The organism is candidate division KSB1 bacterium, from assembly GCA_034506395.1.
GTDB lineage: Bacteria > Zhuqueibacterota > Zhuqueibacteria > Thermofontimicrobiales > Thermofontimicrobiaceae > Thermofontimicrobium.
Genome location: JAPDPQ010000004.1, coordinates 247,131 through 268,942, shown reverse-complemented (window position 1 = coordinate 268,942; position 21,812 = coordinate 247,131). Strand labels below are relative to the sequence as shown.

17 protein-coding genes are annotated in these 21,812 nt (G+C 46.8%); 12 read left to right on the top strand and 5 right to left on the bottom strand.

The window, feature by feature from the left end:
* Positions 1–402 precede the first annotated feature (402 nt).
* The 12 genes from ONB37_04570 to ONB37_04515 all read left to right on the top strand — a co-directional run bounded on the left by ONB37_04570 (position 403) and on the right by ONB37_04515 (position 14,874).
* Positions 403–1,398 (top strand): GHMP kinase, encoded by a 996-nt coding sequence (locus ONB37_04570; protein ID MDZ7399423.1) that lies wholly within the window; start codon positions 403–405, stop codon positions 1,396–1,398.
* An 18-nt stretch (positions 1,399–1,416) separates the two neighbouring features.
* A complete protein-coding gene (galU, locus tag ONB37_04565) occupies positions 1,417–2,304 on the top strand; it encodes a UTP--glucose-1-phosphate uridylyltransferase GalU (GenBank protein MDZ7399422.1) in 888 nt (295 codons plus the stop codon).
* A 397-nt stretch (positions 2,305–2,701) separates the two neighbouring features.
* Positions 2,702–3,721: a LacI family transcriptional regulator gene (locus ONB37_04560; protein MDZ7399421.1), complete on the top strand. Its 1,020-nt coding sequence runs from the start codon at positions 2,702–2,704 to the stop codon at positions 3,719–3,721.
* Between the two features lie 131 nt (positions 3,722–3,852).
* Positions 3,853–5,268, top strand: coding sequence for a glucuronate isomerase (gene uxaC, locus ONB37_04555; GenBank protein MDZ7399420.1), 1,416 nt, complete (start codon positions 3,853–3,855; stop codon positions 5,266–5,268).
* Between the two features lie 263 nt (positions 5,269–5,531).
* Entirely contained in the window at positions 5,532–6,785 is a 1,254-nt protein-coding gene (locus ONB37_04550) for a tagaturonate epimerase family protein (GenBank protein MDZ7399419.1), read from the top strand.
* A gap of 182 nt (positions 6,786–6,967) precedes the next feature.
* Positions 6,968–7,747 (top strand): SDR family oxidoreductase, encoded by a 780-nt coding sequence (locus tag ONB37_04545; GenBank protein ID MDZ7399418.1) that lies wholly within the window; start codon positions 6,968–6,970, stop codon positions 7,745–7,747.
* Positions 7,748–8,035: 288 nt separating this feature from the next.
* Positions 8,036–9,451 carry a decarboxylating NADP(+)-dependent phosphogluconate dehydrogenase gene (gene gnd, locus ONB37_04540; protein MDZ7399417.1) on the top strand — a complete coding sequence of 472 codons (1,416 nt, stop codon included), beginning with the start codon at positions 8,036–8,038 and terminating at the stop codon, positions 9,449–9,451.
* 244 nt (positions 9,452–9,695) lie between these two features.
* Positions 9,696–10,793 carry a sugar kinase gene (locus ONB37_04535; protein MDZ7399416.1) on the top strand — a complete coding sequence of 366 codons (1,098 nt, stop codon included), beginning with the start codon at positions 9,696–9,698 and terminating at the stop codon, positions 10,791–10,793.
* Positions 10,794–10,926: 133 nt separating this feature from the next.
* On the top strand, positions 10,927–11,811 hold the full coding sequence (locus ONB37_04530) for an HAD hydrolase-like protein (GenBank protein ID MDZ7399415.1): 885 nt from the start codon (positions 10,927–10,929) through the stop codon (positions 11,809–11,811).
* A 104-nt stretch (positions 11,812–11,915) separates the two neighbouring features.
* Entirely contained in the window at positions 11,916–12,221 is a 306-nt protein-coding gene (locus ONB37_04525) for an antibiotic biosynthesis monooxygenase (protein MDZ7399414.1), read from the top strand.
* A gap of 171 nt (positions 12,222–12,392) precedes the next feature.
* On the top strand, positions 12,393–13,547 hold the full coding sequence (locus ONB37_04520) for an iron-containing alcohol dehydrogenase (protein ID MDZ7399413.1): 1,155 nt from the start codon (positions 12,393–12,395) through the stop codon (positions 13,545–13,547).
* A 184-nt stretch (positions 13,548–13,731) separates the two neighbouring features.
* A complete protein-coding gene (locus ONB37_04515) occupies positions 13,732–14,874 on the top strand; it encodes a hypothetical protein (protein ID MDZ7399412.1) in 1,143 nt (380 codons plus the stop codon).
* Positions 14,875–14,980: 106 nt separating this feature from the next.
* Here the strand turns inward: ONB37_04515 and ONB37_04510 are convergent, their stop codons facing one another.
* The 5 genes from ONB37_04510 to ONB37_04490 all read right to left on the bottom strand — a co-directional run bounded on the left by ONB37_04510 (position 14,981) and on the right by ONB37_04490 (position 21,797).
* The gene (locus tag ONB37_04510) at positions 14,981–16,636 is read right to left on the bottom strand and encodes a right-handed parallel beta-helix repeat-containing protein (GenBank protein ID MDZ7399411.1); all 1,656 of its coding nucleotides are present in this window, start codon (positions 16,634–16,636) and stop codon (positions 14,981–14,983) included.
* 316 nt (positions 16,637–16,952) lie between these two features.
* Positions 16,953–18,095: a glycosyltransferase family 4 protein gene (locus ONB37_04505; protein ID MDZ7399410.1), complete on the bottom strand. Its 1,143-nt coding sequence runs from the start codon at positions 18,093–18,095 to the stop codon at positions 16,953–16,955.
* A gap of 13 nt (positions 18,096–18,108) precedes the next feature.
* The gene (locus ONB37_04500) at positions 18,109–19,353 is read right to left on the bottom strand and encodes a hypothetical protein (GenBank protein MDZ7399409.1); all 1,245 of its coding nucleotides are present in this window, start codon (positions 19,351–19,353) and stop codon (positions 18,109–18,111) included.
* The gene (locus ONB37_04495; protein ID MDZ7399408.1) at positions 19,286–20,377 is read right to left on the bottom strand and encodes a glycosyltransferase family 4 protein; all 1,092 of its coding nucleotides are present in this window, start codon (positions 20,375–20,377) and stop codon (positions 19,286–19,288) included. The genes ONB37_04500 and ONB37_04495 overlap by 68 nt, the downstream gene beginning before the upstream one ends.
* The gene (locus ONB37_04490; GenBank protein ID MDZ7399407.1) at positions 20,361–21,797 is read right to left on the bottom strand and encodes a hypothetical protein; all 1,437 of its coding nucleotides are present in this window, start codon (positions 21,795–21,797) and stop codon (positions 20,361–20,363) included. Before ONB37_04490 ends, ONB37_04495 begins: the two co-directional genes overlap by 17 nt.
* Positions 21,798–21,812: the final 15 nt, after the last annotated feature.

Below are 21,812 nucleotides of genomic sequence, written 5' to 3'. Positions count from 1 at the left end.
TCCAAATAATGTTGGTTCTGGCCTCGGCGCGTTCAGGCGATCGTACACCTCTTTGGGTTAAATGTGAATGATCAAACGATCTGGTCCAGCTTTTCTCAGTCTAAAACGAAAATATAGGTCAAGCAGTAAAAATATAAAAAAATTTTCTTTGAATGTCAAGCGGAGAGCTGACGAGATTGAGACATTGTCGGAACTATCGGGTCATTTATTTAATGGATTGGCTCAAAAAACTTATTTCGCTAAAAATATTCACTTGATTCTCAATGAAACTCGCATTATATTATCGCCACTTATTCGGCGATCTGGAGCAGACCCAAGAAGTGTGCAGTTGGATAATGAGGTAGTTATCGCGAATTCTTTAAAATATCACCGATTTTATCCCGTCAAATTGAGGAATAGAGTATGATTATCGAAGCGCGAGCTTATGCGCGGGCTGGTCTATTGGGCAATCCCTCGGATGGTTATTTTGGCAAAACGATTTCGATTATCGTGAAAAATTTTGGGGCTCATGTATCTTTATATGAGACACCCGAGTTGCGGATCGAATCGCAACTTGAGGATCGAAATGTCTATCGGAATATTTATGACATGGTGGAGTCGGTCAACTTGGTGGGCTATTATGGTGGAGATCGATTGATCAAAGCAGCGATCAAGAAATTTTATGAGTACTGTGAGTCCCATAGCATCAAGTTGAGCAACCAGAATTTCACGATCCGTTATCATTCTTCGATCCCCAGGCAGGTGGGATTGGCTGGATCCAGCGCAATCATCACCGCAACAATGCGCGCGTTGATGAAGTTCTATCGGGTGAAAATTCCTCAGGAGATTTTGCCCAATATTGTGCTTTCAGCAGAAGTGGACGAATTAGGGATCAACGCTGGTTTGCAGGATCGAGTTATTCAAGCGTATGAAGGGTGCGTTTACATGAATTTTGATCGTGCCATAATGGAGGCCAAGGGGCACGGTGAGTATGAGCGGATCGATCCGAGGCTTCTTCCGCCACTTTACATTGCATACAAGACCGAGTTAGGTAAGGTTTCGGGCAAAGTCCTGAGCGATATTAAGACCCGCTGGGAGCGCGGCGATCCCCATGTGATCGCTACACTAAAACGAATTGCTGACATAGCCGAAGAGGGAAGGGAAGCGATTCTAAAGCGCGATCTCAAGCGACTCAACGAGCTGATCAATGAGAATTTCGACCGTCGACGGGAGATCATGAATATCAGCGAGAGCAACCTTCAATTGGTGAAGACGGCTCGCGATTGCGGAGCTTCAGCGAAATTTGCTGGTTCTGGGGGGTCTATTGTTGGCATCTATCAAGATGATGACATGTTAACTCGATTGGTGGTCGAATTGAAAAAAATCAAAGCAAGAGTGATAAAACCTTACATTTTGTGATAGGAGAATTGGATTCGCATGGTGAGAAAAGCAGTGATACCCGCCGCCGGTTTGGGAACCCGATTTTTGCCGGCAACAAAAGCTCAGCCCAAGGAGATGCTACCGATCATCGATACGCCGACCATCCAATATGTTGTCCAGGAAGCAGTGGATTCTGGGATTGATGATATTTTGATCATTTCGGGCAAAGGCAAGCGAGCGATCGAGGACCATTTTGATCGAAATTTTGAGTTGGAAGCCCGGCTGGGCAACAATAATGATCGAACTTTGTATAATGAAATCCGTCATATCGCTGACATGGCCAACATCCATTTTATACGGCAGAAGGAACTGAATGGCCTGGGCGATGCCATCTATCAAGCTCGGCTGCATACTGGGAACGAGCCGTTCGCCGTCCTGTTAGGTGATACGATTGTCGATTCAGTCATCCCTGTTACACAGCAACTCATCGATGTTTACAATCAATTTCGCGCCACTATCATCGCCGTCGAACCTGTACCGAGCGAAAAAGTCTCCCGTTATGGGATCATCGGTGGAAAAATGCTCAGCGATAGCATTTGGGAGGTAACTGAATTAGTGGAAAAGCCAGACCCAGAGCGAAGTCCTTCCAATTTGGCGATCGCAGGACGGTATATATTGACTCCGGAGATTTACAAGGCGATCGAGCAAACGCCGCCGGGAAAGAATAACGAGATTCAATTGACCGATGCAATGCGGCTCATGTTGCGCCGGGAGAACATCTACGCCAATATCATCGAAGGCAAACGGTACGACATCGGAAACAAGCTGGACTATTTGAAGACCACGGTAGAATTCGCTTTGAAGCGCAAGGAATTCGCTGCAGAGTTCAGGAAGTTTCTTTTGGAAATCGTGAACTGCATGGCAGACGAAGATGATGCCCTCTGATCACTGATATCGTGGATTCGTTTTAACTTGGTTCGATCCTTCCGCTGATGAAGCGGAAGGATTTTTTTTGTCAGCCAACGCTAACTAATAAAAGGAGTTCATTTCTTTCGCTGGCACTTTTGATCGATCGGCAATGAATGACTCAAGATCGGCGTTGGACTGGTCGGCAAATGCTATTTATCTGGTCCATAACAAAAAAGAGAGCGCCGAGAGAAGATTAGCTAACGGGCGGTGTATTCATATTGTTATTATGACCAAAAATTTTGCTTGACATTGAGCAAAAAAGTTATATCTTATTATTTGAAGCGGTTCAAAAAATGTTATAATAATGCCTGATTAATTAGATTATTACCAATAAGATGATTCTTTAATATCATTCAAAAAATCGGTTCATCAAATGAACATTACGATTGAAGATGTCGCTCGAGTGGCCAACGTGTCAAAAGCGACGGTCTCAGCCGTATTAAATAACAAATCCACAGTGGCGCCAGCCACGCGCGACAAGGTTTTAGAGGTGATCAAGCGGCTCAATTATCGTCCCAGCGAAGTCGCTCGATCGCTATCCATTCGAAAAACCCGATGTATTGGCCTGGTGATAAAGGAGATCGATAACCCTTATTTTGCCAGGGTGATGAAAGGGGTGTTCGATTGTTGCTGCGAGAACGGCTACACCGTGCTATTGGGTAGTTCAGAATTATCCCCCGCACAAGAATTGCAGAGCATCGAAACGCTGGTGAGCCAGCGCGTGGATGGGTTAATTGTTTCGCCATTGCAGGACCAGGAGATGGATTTTTTGCATCTTGCCGAGCTATTGCGGAAAAAGATCCCGTTGGTAACGCTGGGAGCGATTGGCAATTATAGCACCAATGTTGTGGATATTGATAACGTTCGCGCCGCACAGATGGCCGTGAGTTATTTGATCCAATTGGGGCATCGTGACATCGCTTATTTTGCAGGCCCATCTTATTCCTCCCATAGTCGGGATCGTTTGGCAGGTTATCATCAGGCATTCATCGAACACAATTTGCCCATCCCAAAGGATCGGACGCAGCCGGCTGGATCTTCCATCGCCAGTAGCTACCAAGCTGCTATGAACTTTTTTTCGAATACAAAATCGATTCCCAGTGCTGTATTCTGCTACAATGATCTTGTCGCTATTGGGCTGATCAATGCGCTGCAACAGCTCGGCATCGCTGTACCCGATCAGGTCTCAGTATTGGGTTTCGATGACATTGATATCAGTGCCTTTCTTTCTATCCCGTTAACTACGGTTCACGTGCCAGCTTATGAGATTGGTTACAAGGCAGCAGAAATGTTAATACAACAGATGCAACAACCTGAACGATTTCTAAATGAGAAATTGATTTTGGAAGTGAAGCTCATTGAACGAAAATCCTGTACAAGACATGAATCATAATTGGGCAAAATGAACTCTGCGAATACAGGAGTCACTTTTCTCAAGGCTGCTTGGAGTCGCAGGGATGAAGGAGCAATTTAGGATATTCTGATTTTCAAAACCTAATAATTAACTGGGGAGCATGGAAGGTTATGGCCTCAAAATTAATCCTCGATGATGATCGTTTTTTTGACCCAAATCCAGTTGTTCGGAAAATCGCGCGCCAACTTTATGAGGGAGTAAAAAATCTTCCGATTGTCAGCCCGCATGGACATGTGGACCCGAAATTGTTTGCTGAGAACAAACCATTTCCCGATCCAACTGCACTGATCTTGATCCCAGATCATTATATCTTTCGAATGCTCTATTCCCAGGGGATTCCATTGGAGTCTCTGGGCATTCCAACGGTGGATGGTTCGCCAGTAGAGACCGATCATCGGAAGATCTGGCAGATATTTGGGGATCACTATTATTTATTTGCTGGCACTCCGACCGGCGTTTGGTTGAATCATGAGTTTGCCACGGTTTTTGGTATTAAGGAAAAGCTAAATGGCGAGACCGCAATGCGGATTTACGATCAAATTTCGGAGAAATTACAACAGCCAGAATTTTTGCCGCAGGCGATGTTCGATCGATTTAATATCGAGGTTTTGACAACCACCGATGGTGCTGCCGATTCGCTAGAATATCATCAGCAGATCAGAAATTCAGGTTGGAAGGGGAACATCATCCCGTGTTTCCGCCCGGATGCGGTGGTCAATATCACGTATCCAAACTGGAAGCAGCAGATCGAAGCGCTCGAACGTGCCAGCGGTGTGGAGATCACCAACTTTCAACGTTTTATTCACGCGCTTGAAATGCGTCGCCAATTTTTCAAATCTATGGGTGCGGTTTCCACGGATCAGGGGGTGGTTAGCCCATACACCCATGAATTATCCCCTGCCGAAGTAGAGTCGATCTTTCAGCGCGCGCTAAAAGGCAAGGCCAATGAGACGGATGCTGCTCAATTCACAGCTCATATGTTGATGGAAATGGCTCGCATGAGCGTCGAGGATGGGCTGGTGATGCAAATTCATCCCGGATCCTTCCGCAACCATAATCAATTCATCTTCCAAAAATTCGGCCCAGATAAGGGATGCGATATCCCGATTCAGACCGAATACACTCGCAATCTTCATGAGCTATTAAATAAATACGGCAATGACCCACGTTTCACGCTGATCGTTTTTACTTTGGATGAAAGCACTTATTCGCGCGAGCTGGCGCCGCTGGCTGGGCATTATCCGGCCATGAAATTGGGACCTGCCTGGTGGTTTCACGATAGCATTGAGGGAATGACGCGCTATCGTCAAATGGTGACTGAAACGGCTGGCATATATAATACGGCCGGCTTCAATGATGATACCCGGGCCTTTCCATCCATTCCAGCACGGCACGATCTGTCCCGGCGCATCGATTCCAATTTCCTGGCTGGGTTGGTGGCTCGTCATATCATTGATTTCGAAGATGCCAGAAAAATGAGCCGATCCATGGCTTACGATTTGGTGAAGACGGCTTATAAGCTCTAAATTCACCAAATCGTCGATCTGAAGCTTGGTTGAAATGTCGCTAAGGTTTCGCATTCAGCTTCTAAAATATTGATGCTGAGCTGGATTTTTCGTGCTGAAAATTGCAAGTGTTTCAAAAGAACATTACTTCAGATGATGAAAAAGTTAGCTTGTCAATCAATCTGTCATCACGAGAAGCTGCGAAACCTTAATCTCCATTTTCGGGGGAGAATGTTTCATTGATCGAAGGAAACAAAAACTAGATCATTGCAAAAGGGAATGCTATGAAGTTAGGCAAATACTCATTTGGCGTAGGCGACCGCTTTGGTCATCAAGCCAGGGCTCAGTTAGAGGCCTTTATTTTGGCGAAGAATCATGGCGTGACCATTACACCAGTCTGGAATAAGTCATTCCGCGAACATCAGCTTATTGGCAGCAAGCCAGATGACGTTCGAAAAGCTGCCGATCGAGCAGTGCGGGCTCTTGGTTGGAAGGACAGCTATTTTGTTGATGCTGATCATATCGGGATGAAAAACATCGACTTCTTTTTGGACTCATCTGACTTTTTCACCATTGATGTTGCGGATTTTATTGGCCAGCCAGTCGATGCCAAAAAGCAGGCGTTGTTCGTAGAGCAGCATCGACGATATCTGGGCTCGATTGAAATCCCGGGGATCGCAGAGCCGTTAATCATCACACGAGAGCGAATTGAGAGCATAGCGAGCAAATATCTCGCTGCCATTGAAGCCGCTGGAAAAATTTACGCCTATATCTTCAGCAAAAAAGACGGTGATAACTGGGTGGTCGAAGTGTCGATGGATGAGACCAGCTCACCTCAGACGCCTGTCGAATTGTTATTTATCCTTGCCGGCTTGGCTAATCGGGAAATTCCAGTTGCAACCATTGCCCCGAAATTCAGCGGGAGGTTTAATAAAGGGATCGATTATATTGGCGACTTAGATCGATTTGCCATCGAATTTGCCCAACATCTGGCAGTCATTCGATTTGCTATCGACGAATTTTCTCTACCACGAGATCTCAAATTGAGTGTCCATTCGGGGAGCGATAAGTTTTCGATCTATCCGCTCATTCGAAATGCGTTGGTACAATTCGACGCAGGCGTGCATCTCAAGACAGCCGGCACGACCTGGCTGGAGGAGTTGATCGGTCTTGCCGAAGCTGGTGGCGAAGGGTTGGCACTGGCGAAAGGGATCTATCGCTCCGCCTGGGAGCGATTCGAGGAATTATGCGCGCCATACGCGGCTGTGGTTGATATTGATCGTGGCAAGTTGCCACAGCCCTTTGAGGTCGATCGCTGGGATGAAGAGCGGTTCGCCACTACTTTGCGTCATCACGTCGATCATCCCAACTATAATCCCCATTTTCGGCAATTGCTTCATGTTGCCTATAAAATCGCCGCCGAGCTTGGGGACCGCTACTTGGAAGCCTTGGATCGTTACGAAGCGGAGATCACAAGAAATGTGACAACCAATATTTTCGAACGACATATTAAACCAATTTTTCTGGCCCAGGATTAAGCGGTTCGCCACATGACGAATCTATGTCTTTATCTGAAGTTGACATTAGGCCACGGTATCCATTATCTCGGTTGGTTCTAAAAATTTGATGGCGACATGATATGGTGCATAGAATCTGAGATAGTGCATGAACATAAATGCAAGCTATTGTTTAATAATTGGGCTGGAAGGGAGGGAAACAAATGAGTTACCTGGATGAACTTTTTGGTTTGAAAGGCAAGACTGCTGTCATTATTGGTGGTGGCGGAGTCTTGGCTGGCAGCATGGCGGATGGATTGGCCCAAGCTGGAGCGAATATCGCCATTGTCGATATTAACCTGGAGCTTGCGAAGCATCGAGCAGAGCAATTGGCCAAGCGAGGGGTTGAAACCCTGGCATTGATGGCTGATGCTTCCCAGAAGTCGGCCTTGCAGTCAGTTTCACAAGAAATCGATGCAGTTTTTGGGCATGTCGATATTTTGATCAATGCGCCTGGCATCAATTCGATGACGCCGTTTTTTGAGATTCAGGAATCGGAATGGGATAAGATTCTGGATGTAAATCTCAAGAGCATGTTTTTCGCTTGCCAGATATTTGGTCGCAGAATGATTGATCAGGGAACGGGGGGGAGCATTATCAATATCTCTTCAGCATCATCAGGGCCGCCGCTCTCAAAAGTGTTCACCTATAGTATTTCAAAAGCCGGGGTCAACAATTTGACCCAGTATCTGGCACGCGAGTGGGCGCCCTATCACATTCGGGTCAATGCGATCGCGCCAGGCTTTTTTCCAGCGGAACAGAACCGAAAGATCTTGACAGAGGATCGCATTGCTCAGATCTTCAACCATACGCCGATGGCGCGGTTCGGCGATCCTGCCGAATTGATCGGTGCGGTGATTTGGTTGGCCTCGGACAAGGCGTCGTCATTCGTCACAGGAGCGATCATTCGGGTGGACGGTGGCTTTTCAGCGATGACCATCTGATGTTTGCAGCTTTTCGGTCCATTGATGGTTTTGGCTTGGGATAGGTGCGGTAACCGAAGCGATTGAAAGGTGAGATCATATCATTCTGAAGCGCGAAGCACCGAAGAATCCCTTCGATAAGGGCGACGATTTGAGATAAAGCAAGAGATTCTTCGCTTCCGATGGTCGCTTAAAATGACTTTGCCATTTTGGATGGATGCCAATTCTTTTGGAAAAAGAATATCCATCAGACTCGTAATTTTCAGCTAAAATAATTTATTGAAGGACATATTTTGAAGGAGCCACGAGATGGGAGTTTATGATATTGGACTGATCGGACTGGGCGTCATGGGGCAGAATTTAGCCCTGAATATCGAGCGCCATGGCTTTTCAGTGATCGGTTATGATGTAGATGAAACGAAATTGAAGGCAGCTAAGCAACAATTTGCTGGCAAGAACGCTACCATTGCCTTTACGCTGAAGCAATTCATCGATGGTTTGCAGGTACCGAGGAAAATCATGATGATGGTCCCTGCGGGCAAAGCTGTGGATGCGGTAATCTCTGAGCTGAGGTCTTATCTCGAGCCCGGGGATGTGCTGATCGATGGCGGTAATAGTTATTTCATGGATACGGAGCGTCGGAATAATGATCTGAAGAAAGATGGAATCCTATATGTTGGGACAGGCGTCAGTGGGGGAGAAGAAGGTGCGCTTTGGGGACCTTCGATTATGCCTGGGGGCAATCCCGAGGCATGGCCGCTGGTGAAACCGATCTTTCAGGCGATTGCAGCCAAAGTACCGGATGGAACGCCGTGCTGCGAATGGGTTGGCGAAGGCGGAGCTGGTCATTTCGTCAAGATGGTGCACAACGGCATTGAGTATGGAGATATGCAGATGATCTGCGAGGCCTATTTCATCATGGAACGGCTCCTTGGATTGACCCCAAAAGAGATGCGAGAAATTTTTGGGCGTTGGAATGAAGGAGAGTTAAATAGTTATTTGATCGAGATCACCAGCCATATCATGGGAAAGCAGGACAAAGAGACGGGCAAGCCCATGATCGAAGTCATCTTGGATACTGCTGGTCAAAAGGGCACTGGGAAATGGACCAGTCAAGTGGCGCTGGATCTGGGGATTCCTGCTCAGACTATTGCTGAAGCGGTTTTTGCGCGAACGATGACCGCGCTGAAAGAGGAACGCGTTGCTGCTTCCAAACATCTCCATGGCCCCCAGCTTCAATTTAAGGGCGAGAAAAAAGAATTTATCGAAATGATCCGGCAAGCATTGTACGCCTCTAAGATTTGTTCCTATGCCCAGGGCTTTCAATTGATGCGAGCGGCTTCGGTGGAGTACAAGTGGAATTTGAACTACGGCAACATCGCGCTATTGTGGCGCAGTGGCTGCATCATTCGGGCAAAGTTTCTGGATAATATTAAGCAGGCATTCGATCGTCAGCCCGATCTGCCAAATCTGTTGTTGGATCCGTATTTTAAAGAGGCGATTGAACGAACTCAGGCAGCTTGGCGGAAAGTCATTGCCACTGCGACGGAATACGGGATTTGGATTCCTGCGTTCACTAGCGCGCTGGCTTATTACGATGGATATCGCAGCGAGCGGTTGCCCGCCAATCTGCTTCAGGCGCAGCGGGACTATTTTGGTGCCCATACGTATGAACGTGTAGATCGGCCTCGAGGACAATTTTTCCATACGCATTGGTTAGAATAAAAGCGTCTGACCATCTATGTTTTTAAGTTCCGCCTGGGTTGAGCTTAGTGACAGTGGTTCATCCCATGTGATGCTCGATCCGAGGAACGCAGATTCGGCGAGAGCTGATCGACCTAATATCGATTAAATAGACGTGCGTTGAGATAAACAGTCGCTATCATTCTGAATCTCGCATTTTGGTTCGAGAGGGATAGCAAAGAGTTTCGATGGTTCATGATCATCAATAAAAAATAGGAGTGGAACGATGGGACTTTCAATTAAGCCTGCTTCTGAATGCAAGTACGATGAAATTTCTTTGGGTGAAATCATGCTGCGGCTTGATCCAGGTGAGGGCCGAATTCATACAGCTCGATGGTTTCGGGCCTGGGAAGGCGGCGGTGAATACAATGTGGCTCGGGGATTGCGCCGCTGCTTTGGATTGCGGACCGCAGTTGTTACAGCATTTGCCGATAATCCAGTGGGTCGGTTGATCGAGGATTTTATCCTGCAGGGTGGCGTGGATGTCTCGCTGATCAAATGGGTGCCTTATGACGGCATTGGCCGGACCGTTCGGAACGGTCTAAATTTCACTGAGCGGGGATTCGGCATTCGGGGTGCTGTTGGCTGCTCCGACCGTGGTAATACCGCAGCCTCTCAGTTGAAAAAGGGCGATTTCGATTGGGATATGATCTTTGGCGAGCTTGGGGTGCGATGGTTTCATACCGGCGGGATCTTCGCTGGGCTATCACCTACCACGCCAGAGGTGATCTTAGAGGCCATGGCTGCAGCCAAAAAGCACGGCACTGTTATCTCGTACGATTTGAACTACCGGCCCTCCTTATGGAAGGGGATCGGTGGTCAGCAGAAAGCGCAGGAAGTGAATCGAGAAATTGCTAAGCATGTCGATGTGATGATAGGTAATGAAGAAGATTTTACCGCCAGCTTGGGTTTTGAAGTTGAAGGAGTCGATGAAAAATTGGCCAATCTCCCAGTCGAGAGTTTCAAAAAAATGATCGCCCAAGTAGTGAAGGCGTATCCGAATTTTAAGGTTGTTGCCACGACGTTGCGAACCGTAAAGACTGCGACCATCAATGATTGGGGCGCCATTTGCTGGCATGAGGGGAAATTTTATGAGGCCCAGTTCCGGCCCAATCTGGAAATTTTGGATCGCGTGGGCGGCGGAGATAGCTTTGCCTCTGGTTTAATTTACGGACTTATGACCACTGGCGATCCGCAAAAAGCGGTCGAATATGGCGCAGCTCATGGCGCACTGGCGATGACCACTCCCGGCGATACCTCAATGGCCACATTGAAAGAAGTCGAGAAGCTTATGGCTGGGGGAAGCGCACGGGTTGAGCGATGAGTCTTGTGCAATAGGCAGAAGTCTGTTGTCAGTGATCAGTAATTAGTCATCAGTCATCAGTGATCAGTACGCAGTGATTGCTGATGGAAAAGTGGTAATGTAACTTGCGGTTTAAAATTGAGGTGGAATAGAGATGAAGTTTGATCGGGATAGTCTCATAAATTTTCAGCCGAAACATGAATTCTTTGTCGGGATCGATTCAGATGGATGCGTTTTTGACTCGATGGAGCCGAAGCAAAAGGAATGCTTCTGCCCAGTGACGATAGAGAAATGGGGCTTAGCACCGATTTCGAAATATGCACGCGAGGCTTGGGAGTTCGTCAATTTATACTCTCAGGATCGTGGCTGCAACCGCTTTTTTGCGCTGCAGAAGGCGTTCGATCTGCTGCGCCAGCGTGAGGCGGTGAAGCGTCGCGGGGTTGTTATTCCAGAGCTCACCGCGCTCAAGGAATGGACATCGCGGGAGACCAAACTTGGCAATCCTGCGTTAAAGGCTGAGATCGAGCGAACTAACAGCGATGAGCTCAAGAAAATTTATGATTGGAGTTTGGCGGTCAATGAGGCAGTGGCTCGGGTTGTTAAAGGCGTTAAGCCGTTTCCATTGGTGAAGGAAAGCCTGGAGAAACTTCGAGACAAGGCTGACATCATCGTGGTTTCTGGGACGCCATTGGAAGCGTTGATGCGCGAATGGCAGGAAAATGATATCGATCATTACGTTGCCATTATTGCTGGTCAGGAGGTTGGAAGCAAGAAAGAACAATTGCAGTTCACCACGCAAGGCAAGTATGCTGCTGGCAGAGGGCTGATGGTTGGGGATGCGCCTGGCGATCTCAAAGCTGCCAAAGCCAATAAACTGTTGTTCTACCCAATCATCCCAGGCCAGGAGGAACAATCCTGGGAGCGGTTTTATCATGAGATTATCGATCAATTTCTTGAAGGAAAATATACAGCGGAAGTTGAACAGCATTTCATTGCAGAATTTAATGCGCATCTTCCGGAGAAACCGAGTTGGATTTAAAATTCAGTTTGAAACCAAAGTCGTTCCTTCAGGGTTTAATGATCGAATTTTTTTAGGCGATGGGGCATCGTCAGAGCTGTTTTTGAACGAGCGAGGAATCATTTATGTACATTGTTCACGTGTTTTGTCATGTCAAACCGGATCAGATCGAAAATTTTAAAGCTGCTGTGGTCGAAAACGCCCGAGCGAGCGTTCAGGAGCCAGGAATCGCGCGGTTCGATGTGATTCAGCAGCAGGACGATCCGACCCGCTTTGTGTTGGTCGAAGTTTATCGGACGGAAGCGGATACTGCTAAACATAAAGAGACCCCACATTATCAAAAATGGCGAGAGGTGGTCGAGCCCATGTTGGTGACGCCGCGAACTCGACTGGTTTATTCCAACATTTTCCCAGACGATTCGGGATGGTGAAGATGTGATAATGGTGCTGATTTGAAGTAAACGGGCTCAATTTTTTTATGGGGAATTGAGCCCTTTGAATATAACGGCGGAGGGTTGACATTTTCATAGCAGTTTCTGAAAAATGTTTCTTGGTGTTTAGCCCAATAATTTTCGAGCACGATCCACCAATTAGAGGATGAGATGATCCAATTTGATTTTGCGACAGCGAACCGAATCATATTCGGGAATGGGACAAGCGCCCAGATCGGCTCAATTGCCAAGGAATTCGGGCAACGTGCTATGGTAGTAACATGGGATTTGTCCCACCCGTTGTTCGACCGACTTGGCCGAGAGGGATTGGAATTGATCCCTTTTTTCGTAAGTGGCGAGCCAACGATTGAACTGGCAGAAGAAGCGATTGAGCGTGCCCGAGAGAAACGCTGCGAACTGGTAATTGGAATTGGAGGGGGAAGCGTAATAGATACGGGCAAAGTTGTGGCAGCGATGCTCAGCAATACCGGGGAGCTGCTGGATTATTTGGAGGTCATCGGTCGCGGCAAGCAGCTTGAACGTCGAGCAGTGCCATACTTGGCTGTTCCGACTACGGCTGGGACGGGTGCTGAGGCGACGCGAAACGCAGTGTTGAAATCGGAGCAGAATGGGGTGAAGGTGAGCATTCGCAGTGCTTTTATGTTGCCAGCCTGCGCTATCGTGGATCCAGAATTGACTTATTCGATGCCTCCCTCGGTCACTGCCAGCACCGGCCTGGACGCGCTGACCCAACTGATGGAGGCGTATGTGACGAAAAAGGCTAATCCGCTGACCGATGGACTCTGTCGTGAGGGGATTCGCCGAGCCGCTCGGTCATTGCTGCGGGCCTTTCAGAATGGTCATGATGCAGAGCCACGCGCTGATATGTCAATCGCAAGCTTGTTCAGCGGTATCGCTCTTGCCAATGCGGGATTAGGCGCGGTCCATGGCTTTGCTGCCCCTTTGGGCGGCATGTTTCCTGCTCCTCACGGTGTGATTTGCGCCAGAATTCTTCCGTTCGTCATGGAAACGAATATTCGCGCGCTGGTCAGAAGGCAGTCCAATTCTCCATCTTTGGTTCGATATAAAGAGTTGGCGGAAATCATCACTGGGAGGCCAGATGCAAATGCGGAAGATGGCTTGACCTGGATTAAAGATCTATGTGACCAACTTCAAATACCTCCGCTGAAGAGGTTCGGTTTGGCTCAAAAGGACATCCCAAAGGTCGTTCAAAAAGCGAAACAAGCCAGCAGCATGAAGGGAAATCCCATTGAACTCACCGATGAAGAACTCACCGAAATCTTAGAGAAAGCAATAGGGGAGTGAATTGGGATCTGCAGATCGGAATGGCGGATGAAAGAGGGCTCAATCGCGCAAGCAGAAAGAGCTGGTGAATGCGGTTTTGCCAAATCGAGATGGGTAACAGCAAAATTGTAAAACAGAAGGAGAACTTTAGCCAAGCATAGGGCTGAGCCTCGTCAGCTCCAAAAAGAGATTTGAGATAGGTCGAATGATGAATTCCAAACAACGCGTATTGGCAACGCTGGAGGGAAAAATCCCAGATCGAGTCCCCATTGGGGAGTTCGCTATTGATTTCGATACAGTAGAAAAGATCCTCGGCCATGAGACCTATTTTCGTGCGAAAGCAAAGTCCCAAATCGCTTTCTGGGAAGGCCGACACGATGAGGTGGCTGAAAGCTATATAAAAGACCATATCGAGTTGCACGAGAAGTTAGATCTTGATATAATTACCTTCCCCATGGCTACCTGGCAGATCCCGCCGGAGACCGATGATCCCCCGCCGCGAAAGATCAATGACAATACCTGGGAGGACAAATATGGTCGGATTTACAAATATTCAGAAATCACAGCGGATATCACCTGCATTAAAGATCCAGTGATGGAACAGAGGGAATTTACTGTTGCCGAGTTCCAGCGTGCGCCAGCGCTGCCGCAACGCGATGCACGATCTTGGCGGATCGTGGATACGGTGATCCAACGGTTTAAACATGATAAGTTCATTTGTGGTCCAGATGGAGGTGAAATCGGCATCCTCATGCTGGCCGGCATGGAGCGCAGCTTAATGATGTTGATCGAGCAACCTGATGTTATCGAGGCAGCAACAGCTTATTATTTAAAACAACAGAACCTGGCAGATGAAATTTTCATCCATCCAGACTCTGACGCTATTCTATGGGGAGCTGATTTTGCCTATAATAGTGGCCCATTCATCAGCCCCGAGCTGTTCAAAAGATATTTTCTTGAGCCGAATAAAGCACGGGTGAGACATATTCATGACAAATTCGGTAAGAAAGTGATGAAGCATTGTTGCGGGAACAACAATGCGCTGTTGGATTTTTTTATTGAAATCGGTTATGATGCCTACCAATCGATCCAACCGACAGCTCACATGGATATCTGTCAGCTCAAAAAATCTCATGGCGACAGAATCACGCTTTGGGGTGGGGTCGCTGTGGAGCATCTGGTGAGCGGGACGGCTGCTCAGGTTCGCCAGGACGTGCAGCGCGCCATGCAATGTGCCAAGCCGAACGGTCGCTTCATCCTCGGCACCAGCCATTCAGTGGCGGTCGGCGCCAAATATGACAATTATATGGCCATGCTGGATGAATATTGGAAATGGTGCGATTATTGATTGTGATCAGTTTTTTGATAGATGTTAGTAGCCCGGACCAATCAACGATTCACTGGCTGGAATGCTTTTTGGCGCGTTTGGAAACAAATTTTGAACTGTGGCTCAATCAAAGTGAGCCAGAAATTTTGATATTTTGAGGCGATCTGGGAGCCGAGGTGTCTTTTTGAACACAATACTCATGCGCTCCGATTTCTGGTGCAAGGCCACAGTAGGGAAACGAAACGCCTTCACCAGCTTGCCATTGCAATGCCCGATTGATTGTGACAATCTGGGTTGCATAATCGATAGCGATAATTTGCACCGGCTCATGATCGCCGATCTGAATCACATCCCCTTCAATGATTCCCCATCCGTCGCAAAAATAGCTAGCATCTTCTACTTGAATTTGTGTTCCAGAACCCTCATCTACTGTTTTAGTCAACGAGACCCCTGCATCGATGCATGGCGATTGAGATGTTAACTGAAAATCCAATTTATTTTTGTCAGCGAAATGAGGATCTGCATCGAGATTGTGCGAGCCGAACACTTCGGGATATTGGGCAATTGCAGCAGCGAGGCTGAGTTGCTGGCGGTTATATTCAAAAAAGTAGATAACTGGTTGGCCGAACGTCCCTGTGCTAATAAGATTCCCATCGAAATATTCCAATGGGAGAGCGTTAATCATTCGTGTAAAACCGATTTGGAAGCCTTGCTGGGAACCAGTGCCGTTGTTGAAAATGATATTGTTCTTAAAAATGTTTGGTCCAAACGGCACTTCAGTATTATATACTGCTAACTTGATTCCATACCATGTGGTGTTCCCCTGATTGAAATTGGCAATCACATTATGATACACCTTGTTATAACGCACCCAAGGACGTTCTGAAGTCGATTGCAATTCGATCCCAGCGCCGCTGCCATCGACTTTAGAATGTAAATCTCGGGTCACGATGTTCCGACGGACAATTGTGTAATCGGAACGGATTTGGATACCGCATGCCCCATCGGGATCTCCGCCTGGATTCTGACAGCGGTTTCCTTCAATCAGCACCCAGCGGGTTAGCGCACCAGTGGCGATGCTGACATCCCCAATATCATGGACATAATTATTACGAATGATATTGAATTGCGTTCTGTCTCCAGCGCAGCAAATCCCTCCGTGCATGGTTCCAGTGCATTCATTATTGGCGATTAAATTATATTGTGCGCCATATTTCTCGCCGACATCGTCGGAACCGATATGAATTGCATCTCCCTCGATGCCTGACCCGTTGATAAAATTATCGAGGACTTGATTGTAACTTGACCCATCTCCCACTTCGATGCCGCACCAGCCAGTCTGCTCGTTCATCACGCAGTTTCGGATCGTGCAATGGTCGAATCCCTCAGGATATGAGCGAACGAAATAATTGCATCGTTCAAAATAGATGCCGTCAATGATGATGTAGCTGCGGCCACTTAAATTGACGCCGACTGGACGAGAATGGATGACGGCGACCTCGGAGGGATAGGAACGGAATACAATTGGAGCCACTGCCGTGCCGCTATTCACCGGTTGAATGGTTTCGTTATAACGACCCTGTCTCAAATTGAGCGTATCCCCTGGCTGAAGCCGTTGATTGGCGATCTTGATGCTGCGCCAGGGCAATGTCGCTGTGCCGGGATTGGCATCATTTCCAGTCGGGGCGACATAGTATCTTCCTGCCAATAATTGGCTTGCTAGAAGAAATAGACAGGACCAGCTTCGCCAGACGCGAATGAATTTGCTAATTACGGTGTTCATTGCAGAACGGCAGTCTCAATTATTGTACCAGTTGACTGATTTTTTCAGTTTTTAAAATGAATAGGAGCGGCTAATGACTGAGGAAATTTGAGCTCAATTCTGGATATTCGAATATCACTTTCTTATCTTTTCATCAATATGTAGGGGCAAAAAAGAAATTTGATTTCAATAGCTTGGAAGTTTTGTTCATACGTGTCAGCATTCGATAATTCTGCTAATTCATCATTTTAATCGATTGCCAGTTGCCGATCGATCGTTTGATTGAAAGTCAATTTCTGACAAAAGTCAGTGACTGAGTCGGAGCGATAAATTTTAATTACCGATTTTTCCGCTTGAATTTCGAATTTGTATTTAGTAGTTTCAGGTAAACCGCACGATATCGGTCGAACATAGCTTTCATGGTGAACTTATCATTTGCCCATTGTCTGCCAAATTCACCATGCTGGTGCGCAATCTCTGGGTGATTGACATAAAATTGGATGGCTCTCGCAAGCGCATCGACGTCATAGAGCGGCACGAGCAGACCTGATCGATTCGGATGAATGCTTTCCCGCACATAATCGAGCTCGAACGCGATAGAGGGCTTCCCAAGCCGAAAAGCCTCGATAATCACGCGGCAGTGGCCCTCCTGATTGGAGGTGACCACATTGAACTGACATTGTTTTAAAACTCGATCAATATCAGTTCTATAACCCAAAAATTTAATCACGTGGTTTAAACCGAGTTGTTTTGCCTGCTGTTCCAGCTTGTTGCGTAATGGTCCATCGCCAGCAATAAGCACCATGATTCTTTCCTGGGTCTGTTTCGGCAGCCGGGCAACGGCCTGGATTAAATAACTGTGCCCTTTGACTGGCACCAACGATCCCACCGAACTGATACAAATTTTCCCATTCGGGTTGAAATGTTCGCTTGAACAGCGAATGAAGGGATGATCGCCATCCGAGGGAATTAGCTCAATCCCATTGTATATTACCTCCACCTTATCCGCGGGGATACGAAACTGCTGAATCAGATTGGTGCGTACAGCTTCGGTGATGGCAATATTGTAATCGCCGAGGTAAAAGGCAGTTTTATCGGTGAAAATGCTGCGGGCGGTATGGAGGATCTGGTATTTCATTGGGAAGATTTTCCGAACAATCTGCACCAGAAAGGTAGCGTAACGGTGATTGGAATGAACTAAATCCGGTTTTTCGATCAGCAAGATAATTGACAACCCCACCAATGCCACCGGGAAAAGCCACACAGAACCGATAGGGAGATAATACGATCTCACTGGCAGGTTTTTCACCCTCTCGAATAACAATCCATGATTACAAACGAAAATCGTTTTTTGAAATTCCTGATGAAACTGATTGATCAAACTTAGAACGCCTTGTTGCGCTCCTCCCCAGCCTGGGCCCGTTTTATGAATATATAGAATTTTGCTTTTTGCGATCTGGTCATGCGAAACCTGATTCATTGCTCTGATCCCCCTAACAATAGGACTGGCTTGCAAAAGCTAATTTGCTCAAGGCTAACAACATCCATGCTTGCATCGAGATGAATGGGCCTTTGATGATATAGCATGGAAGTTGCTGGTAATAAAAAAATCCCTCTGGTGCCCGAAAGTTATTGATGGTCCACTCAGCCAAATTGATTGCCGCGTCGAAAAATTTTCGATCCCATCGCGCCAATAGAGAATACAAGATAATCCCCTGAGCGCAGTCGCGGAGGTCCAGTCGAGTCAGCAACGAGTCGGCATTGGTTGGTAAGCCATAAAGCCTCTTATGTCGAGGTCGACCTGAGGCGTGAAACAACTGGTGCTGATAGTAATTCAATCCCTTAAGCAAATGATCCCGAAATGTTTGATCTTGCAAATAATGCTCGAATTTTGCCAAAGCTTCTAAGATGAATCCCGTATGAAAATTGTCACAGTATCTCACATTAGGTCGATAAAACCATGAGCCATCTGGTCGCTGCCAATTGACCACATAACGCAGATTGCTGATGGCGGTCTCAAGCGCGATCGAATCAGGAGATATTGAGCAAAAATGGGCCAACGTTCCCGCTACCACCGCTGGTAGATTTGGATAGAACCGATGGTTATTGGGATGATAGACGAAGTAGCGCTGATTTGGTGTTACTTGGATCTGTGGCAATTCATCGAGAAAAAATCGGATGCCGCTTTCTGCAAATTCCAAATATCGCTGTTCGCGCAAAATTTCAAAACCAGCTAAAAAGGCCTCAACCGCCATGGCAGTAATGAAGGGCGCGGGAGAATCTGGTTGAGCACCATAGTCCTTTAAATTAACCTGATAGCTGGCGCCGATGCTGAAGTTGTTCGTGACTGGACTGCGATGCTGTTGTAACCAATCCAAAAAGAATATTGCTCGTTGTCGAAATTCGCTTTGACCAGTGATGCGATATAGAATCAAAAACGCTTGCGCGAATAATGCTACTGCATTGGCATAAAACTGCGGTCGTTGCACAGAACGCAGAATAGGGCGCGGACTAATTCTCATTAACTGTGTTACCAGAACGCGTAATGGTCGCGATGTCAGCCATGCTGGCCAATTGCGAAGCCGAATGTCATACGGTTCCCAACCTTGGTAATGATTCTTGCCTAAAAATTGCAGTAACTGAGAAATCGCTTGCTGAGTAATGGTTGGATTAGCTTGCGTTGCAGGCAATTTGTTCGTAAAGCTGTTTGAATTGGTTGCAGACGATATTGATGTCATATTTCTGTTCTGCTATTTTTCGATTCAATCTCGCCATTCTATTGCGAAGCTTGGGACGTGTTAATAGGCAGATAATAAATTCGGCAAGCTTTTGTGAATCCCCAGGCGGGATTAAGAAGCCATTTTTGCCATTTTGGATTATCTCAGGGACCGCTCCGACTGAAGTGGCGATGATAGGTAGCCCGGCAGCCATGGCCTCCAACAACGAATAAGGAAGTCCCTCGCAAAGCTGCGAGGGAAAAAGAAACACATCGCCCTGGGCCAAAAAATTGACCTTTTGTTCGTCATCGATATAGCCGAGGAATTTCACCTGCCGCGCGAGGCCATTGCTGCAACACAATAATTCCAATTTGGTCCGATCTGGCCCTTCACCGGCAAAAATAAATTTGGCTTCAGGAAAGCGACCGATAATCTCAGGGATGGTTTGAACAACCTCGTAAACCCCTTTCGCAGCATCGATCCGGGACATGAACAGGATGATGAAATTTTGTTTCTGTTTCGGCTTGATGAACATTGAGGTGTCCACCATATTGGGAATCACTGCTATCTTCTCCAGTGGAACAAATTCCAGGAGGGGTTGTTTCTGGGTTTCGGTCAGCACGACGTAGCGATGAGCCCATTTGAGCATGAATCTCATATAAAGAGGCAGCCGGCCGTTTGACATGATCCCAGCTAAGTTGCCCCCGTGAAATTGAACGACGGCTCGAAATCCCGATATTTTGCAAATAGCCAACATTGTCAATTCCCTGATCAGCGATCTGCGATCGAACGATGGGTTGAAATGCACCACATTTGCCCGAGTCCTGAGCAGTTTGATGAAAAAGGCAAACGGAGTGATCAGAGATCGCACAAAGATGTGGAGTCGTGTGTCTCGATATTCGCTTCCCACCCTAAAATAATGCAGGTTGAAATTTTGTGCCAATGGCGAGTATAGGAGCGTTCGAAGATGATGCGCAACGCCACCTCGCAAGGCAATGGATGGGCCAACAATCAGGACCGTTAATTTACTATTTGTCTCGGTCATCGGTGCTGCCCTCAAGGTATTTATCGGATCGAATGACAATCGCCGCCGAGATGAACCAGAACGTAAATGCCAAAACATCGAAGAACCAGGCAGGGTTATAGATCACGGCGGCGATATAGCAAAAAACCATCCCATTATAGCCAATAGAAATCGACTTCCAAAAATCACTTTGGGTTGCTTTGTAAAAAATGGAGTTGATTTTCAATAATCGGTAGAATAAATAAAGAAACAGCGCCAATCCTATATATCCGAACTCCAGAAGAATGACGGATAGTTGGACACCGGAGATTTTTCGCCCCTGAAATTGCTTTTCCAATCGACCTTTGTATTGGCTGAAAAAGCTATCTGAAGCATTTCCTGGTCCGAATCCGATCATGAGATGGGGGAGGTGCTGCGAGAGCAAATCATTGGCGACCTTCACGGCTTGAAAACGACCGAAAGTGCCTTCCTTGCGATAATTCAAATTGAATCTATAAAATTTTTTGGGCGAACGAATGGTCTCCGCCAATTTGCCTTGATAGAAATGATCATGAAAATTGATCCCAGTCCAGATTAGAACGGACATAATGCCAATCAATGAGATCAATTTAAACAAATTCTTCAATGTCTTGGGATAACCGAAAATCAAACTAATCAAAGTTGCTGGTGGAATGATGTAAAAGCCGAACAAGCCAGAACCGAGAATGACGGGAATGAAGCTTAGGGCGCCTAAGAATAAAAAGACTAACTTGCGTTGTTGTACATATAGTCCAGCGAGCATACTGGCAAAAAATCCCATAAACACAGCCATAGCGCCAGTAGTTCGCCAGCCCAAAGTGCCCGACACGTTATCTGCGATGTCTTCTCCAATGTTCCCGTAATATAATGCCTGCATGATGGTGACTGGGATTTGAATCAATGCAAAGATGAATAACAACCAAAAGAACAATCGATAAAACTTTTCGTTGGGCTCGATATTGCGCAAGATGTAAAACATCAATACATATTTGAAGAAGTTTCTGAAACCAAGGATCACGGTAAAAGGGGAAACAGTGTTGTACATGGCGCTGATGATTCCTAAAAGAATGATCGCCAAAATCGCCATGTCAATGGGTGTGCCCTTAAAGCGTTTTTCGCCAGCTTGCAAAAACGCAACTTTAGCTGTCAGAATGATCAGGATCACATCAGGGAGCCAAGTGATCTCCTTCGGAATTACCCTGAGAACGCCGAAAAGCCAGTTGAAAATGAATAGAGTGGCCAAAATGATTAAAAAGCCGACGCGATTGCTAATGAAAACAGCCACCAGGGTTGCCATTCCCAAAAACACCAGCCACCACATCGGTGTGAGCATCACATAAACCAGTCCTGCCAATCCCCCTAAAATGAACATCAACGCCAATTGGGTGATGTAGTTCGCCTGCGCAGTTTTTGTTCGGATCATAATGTCACTCATCGA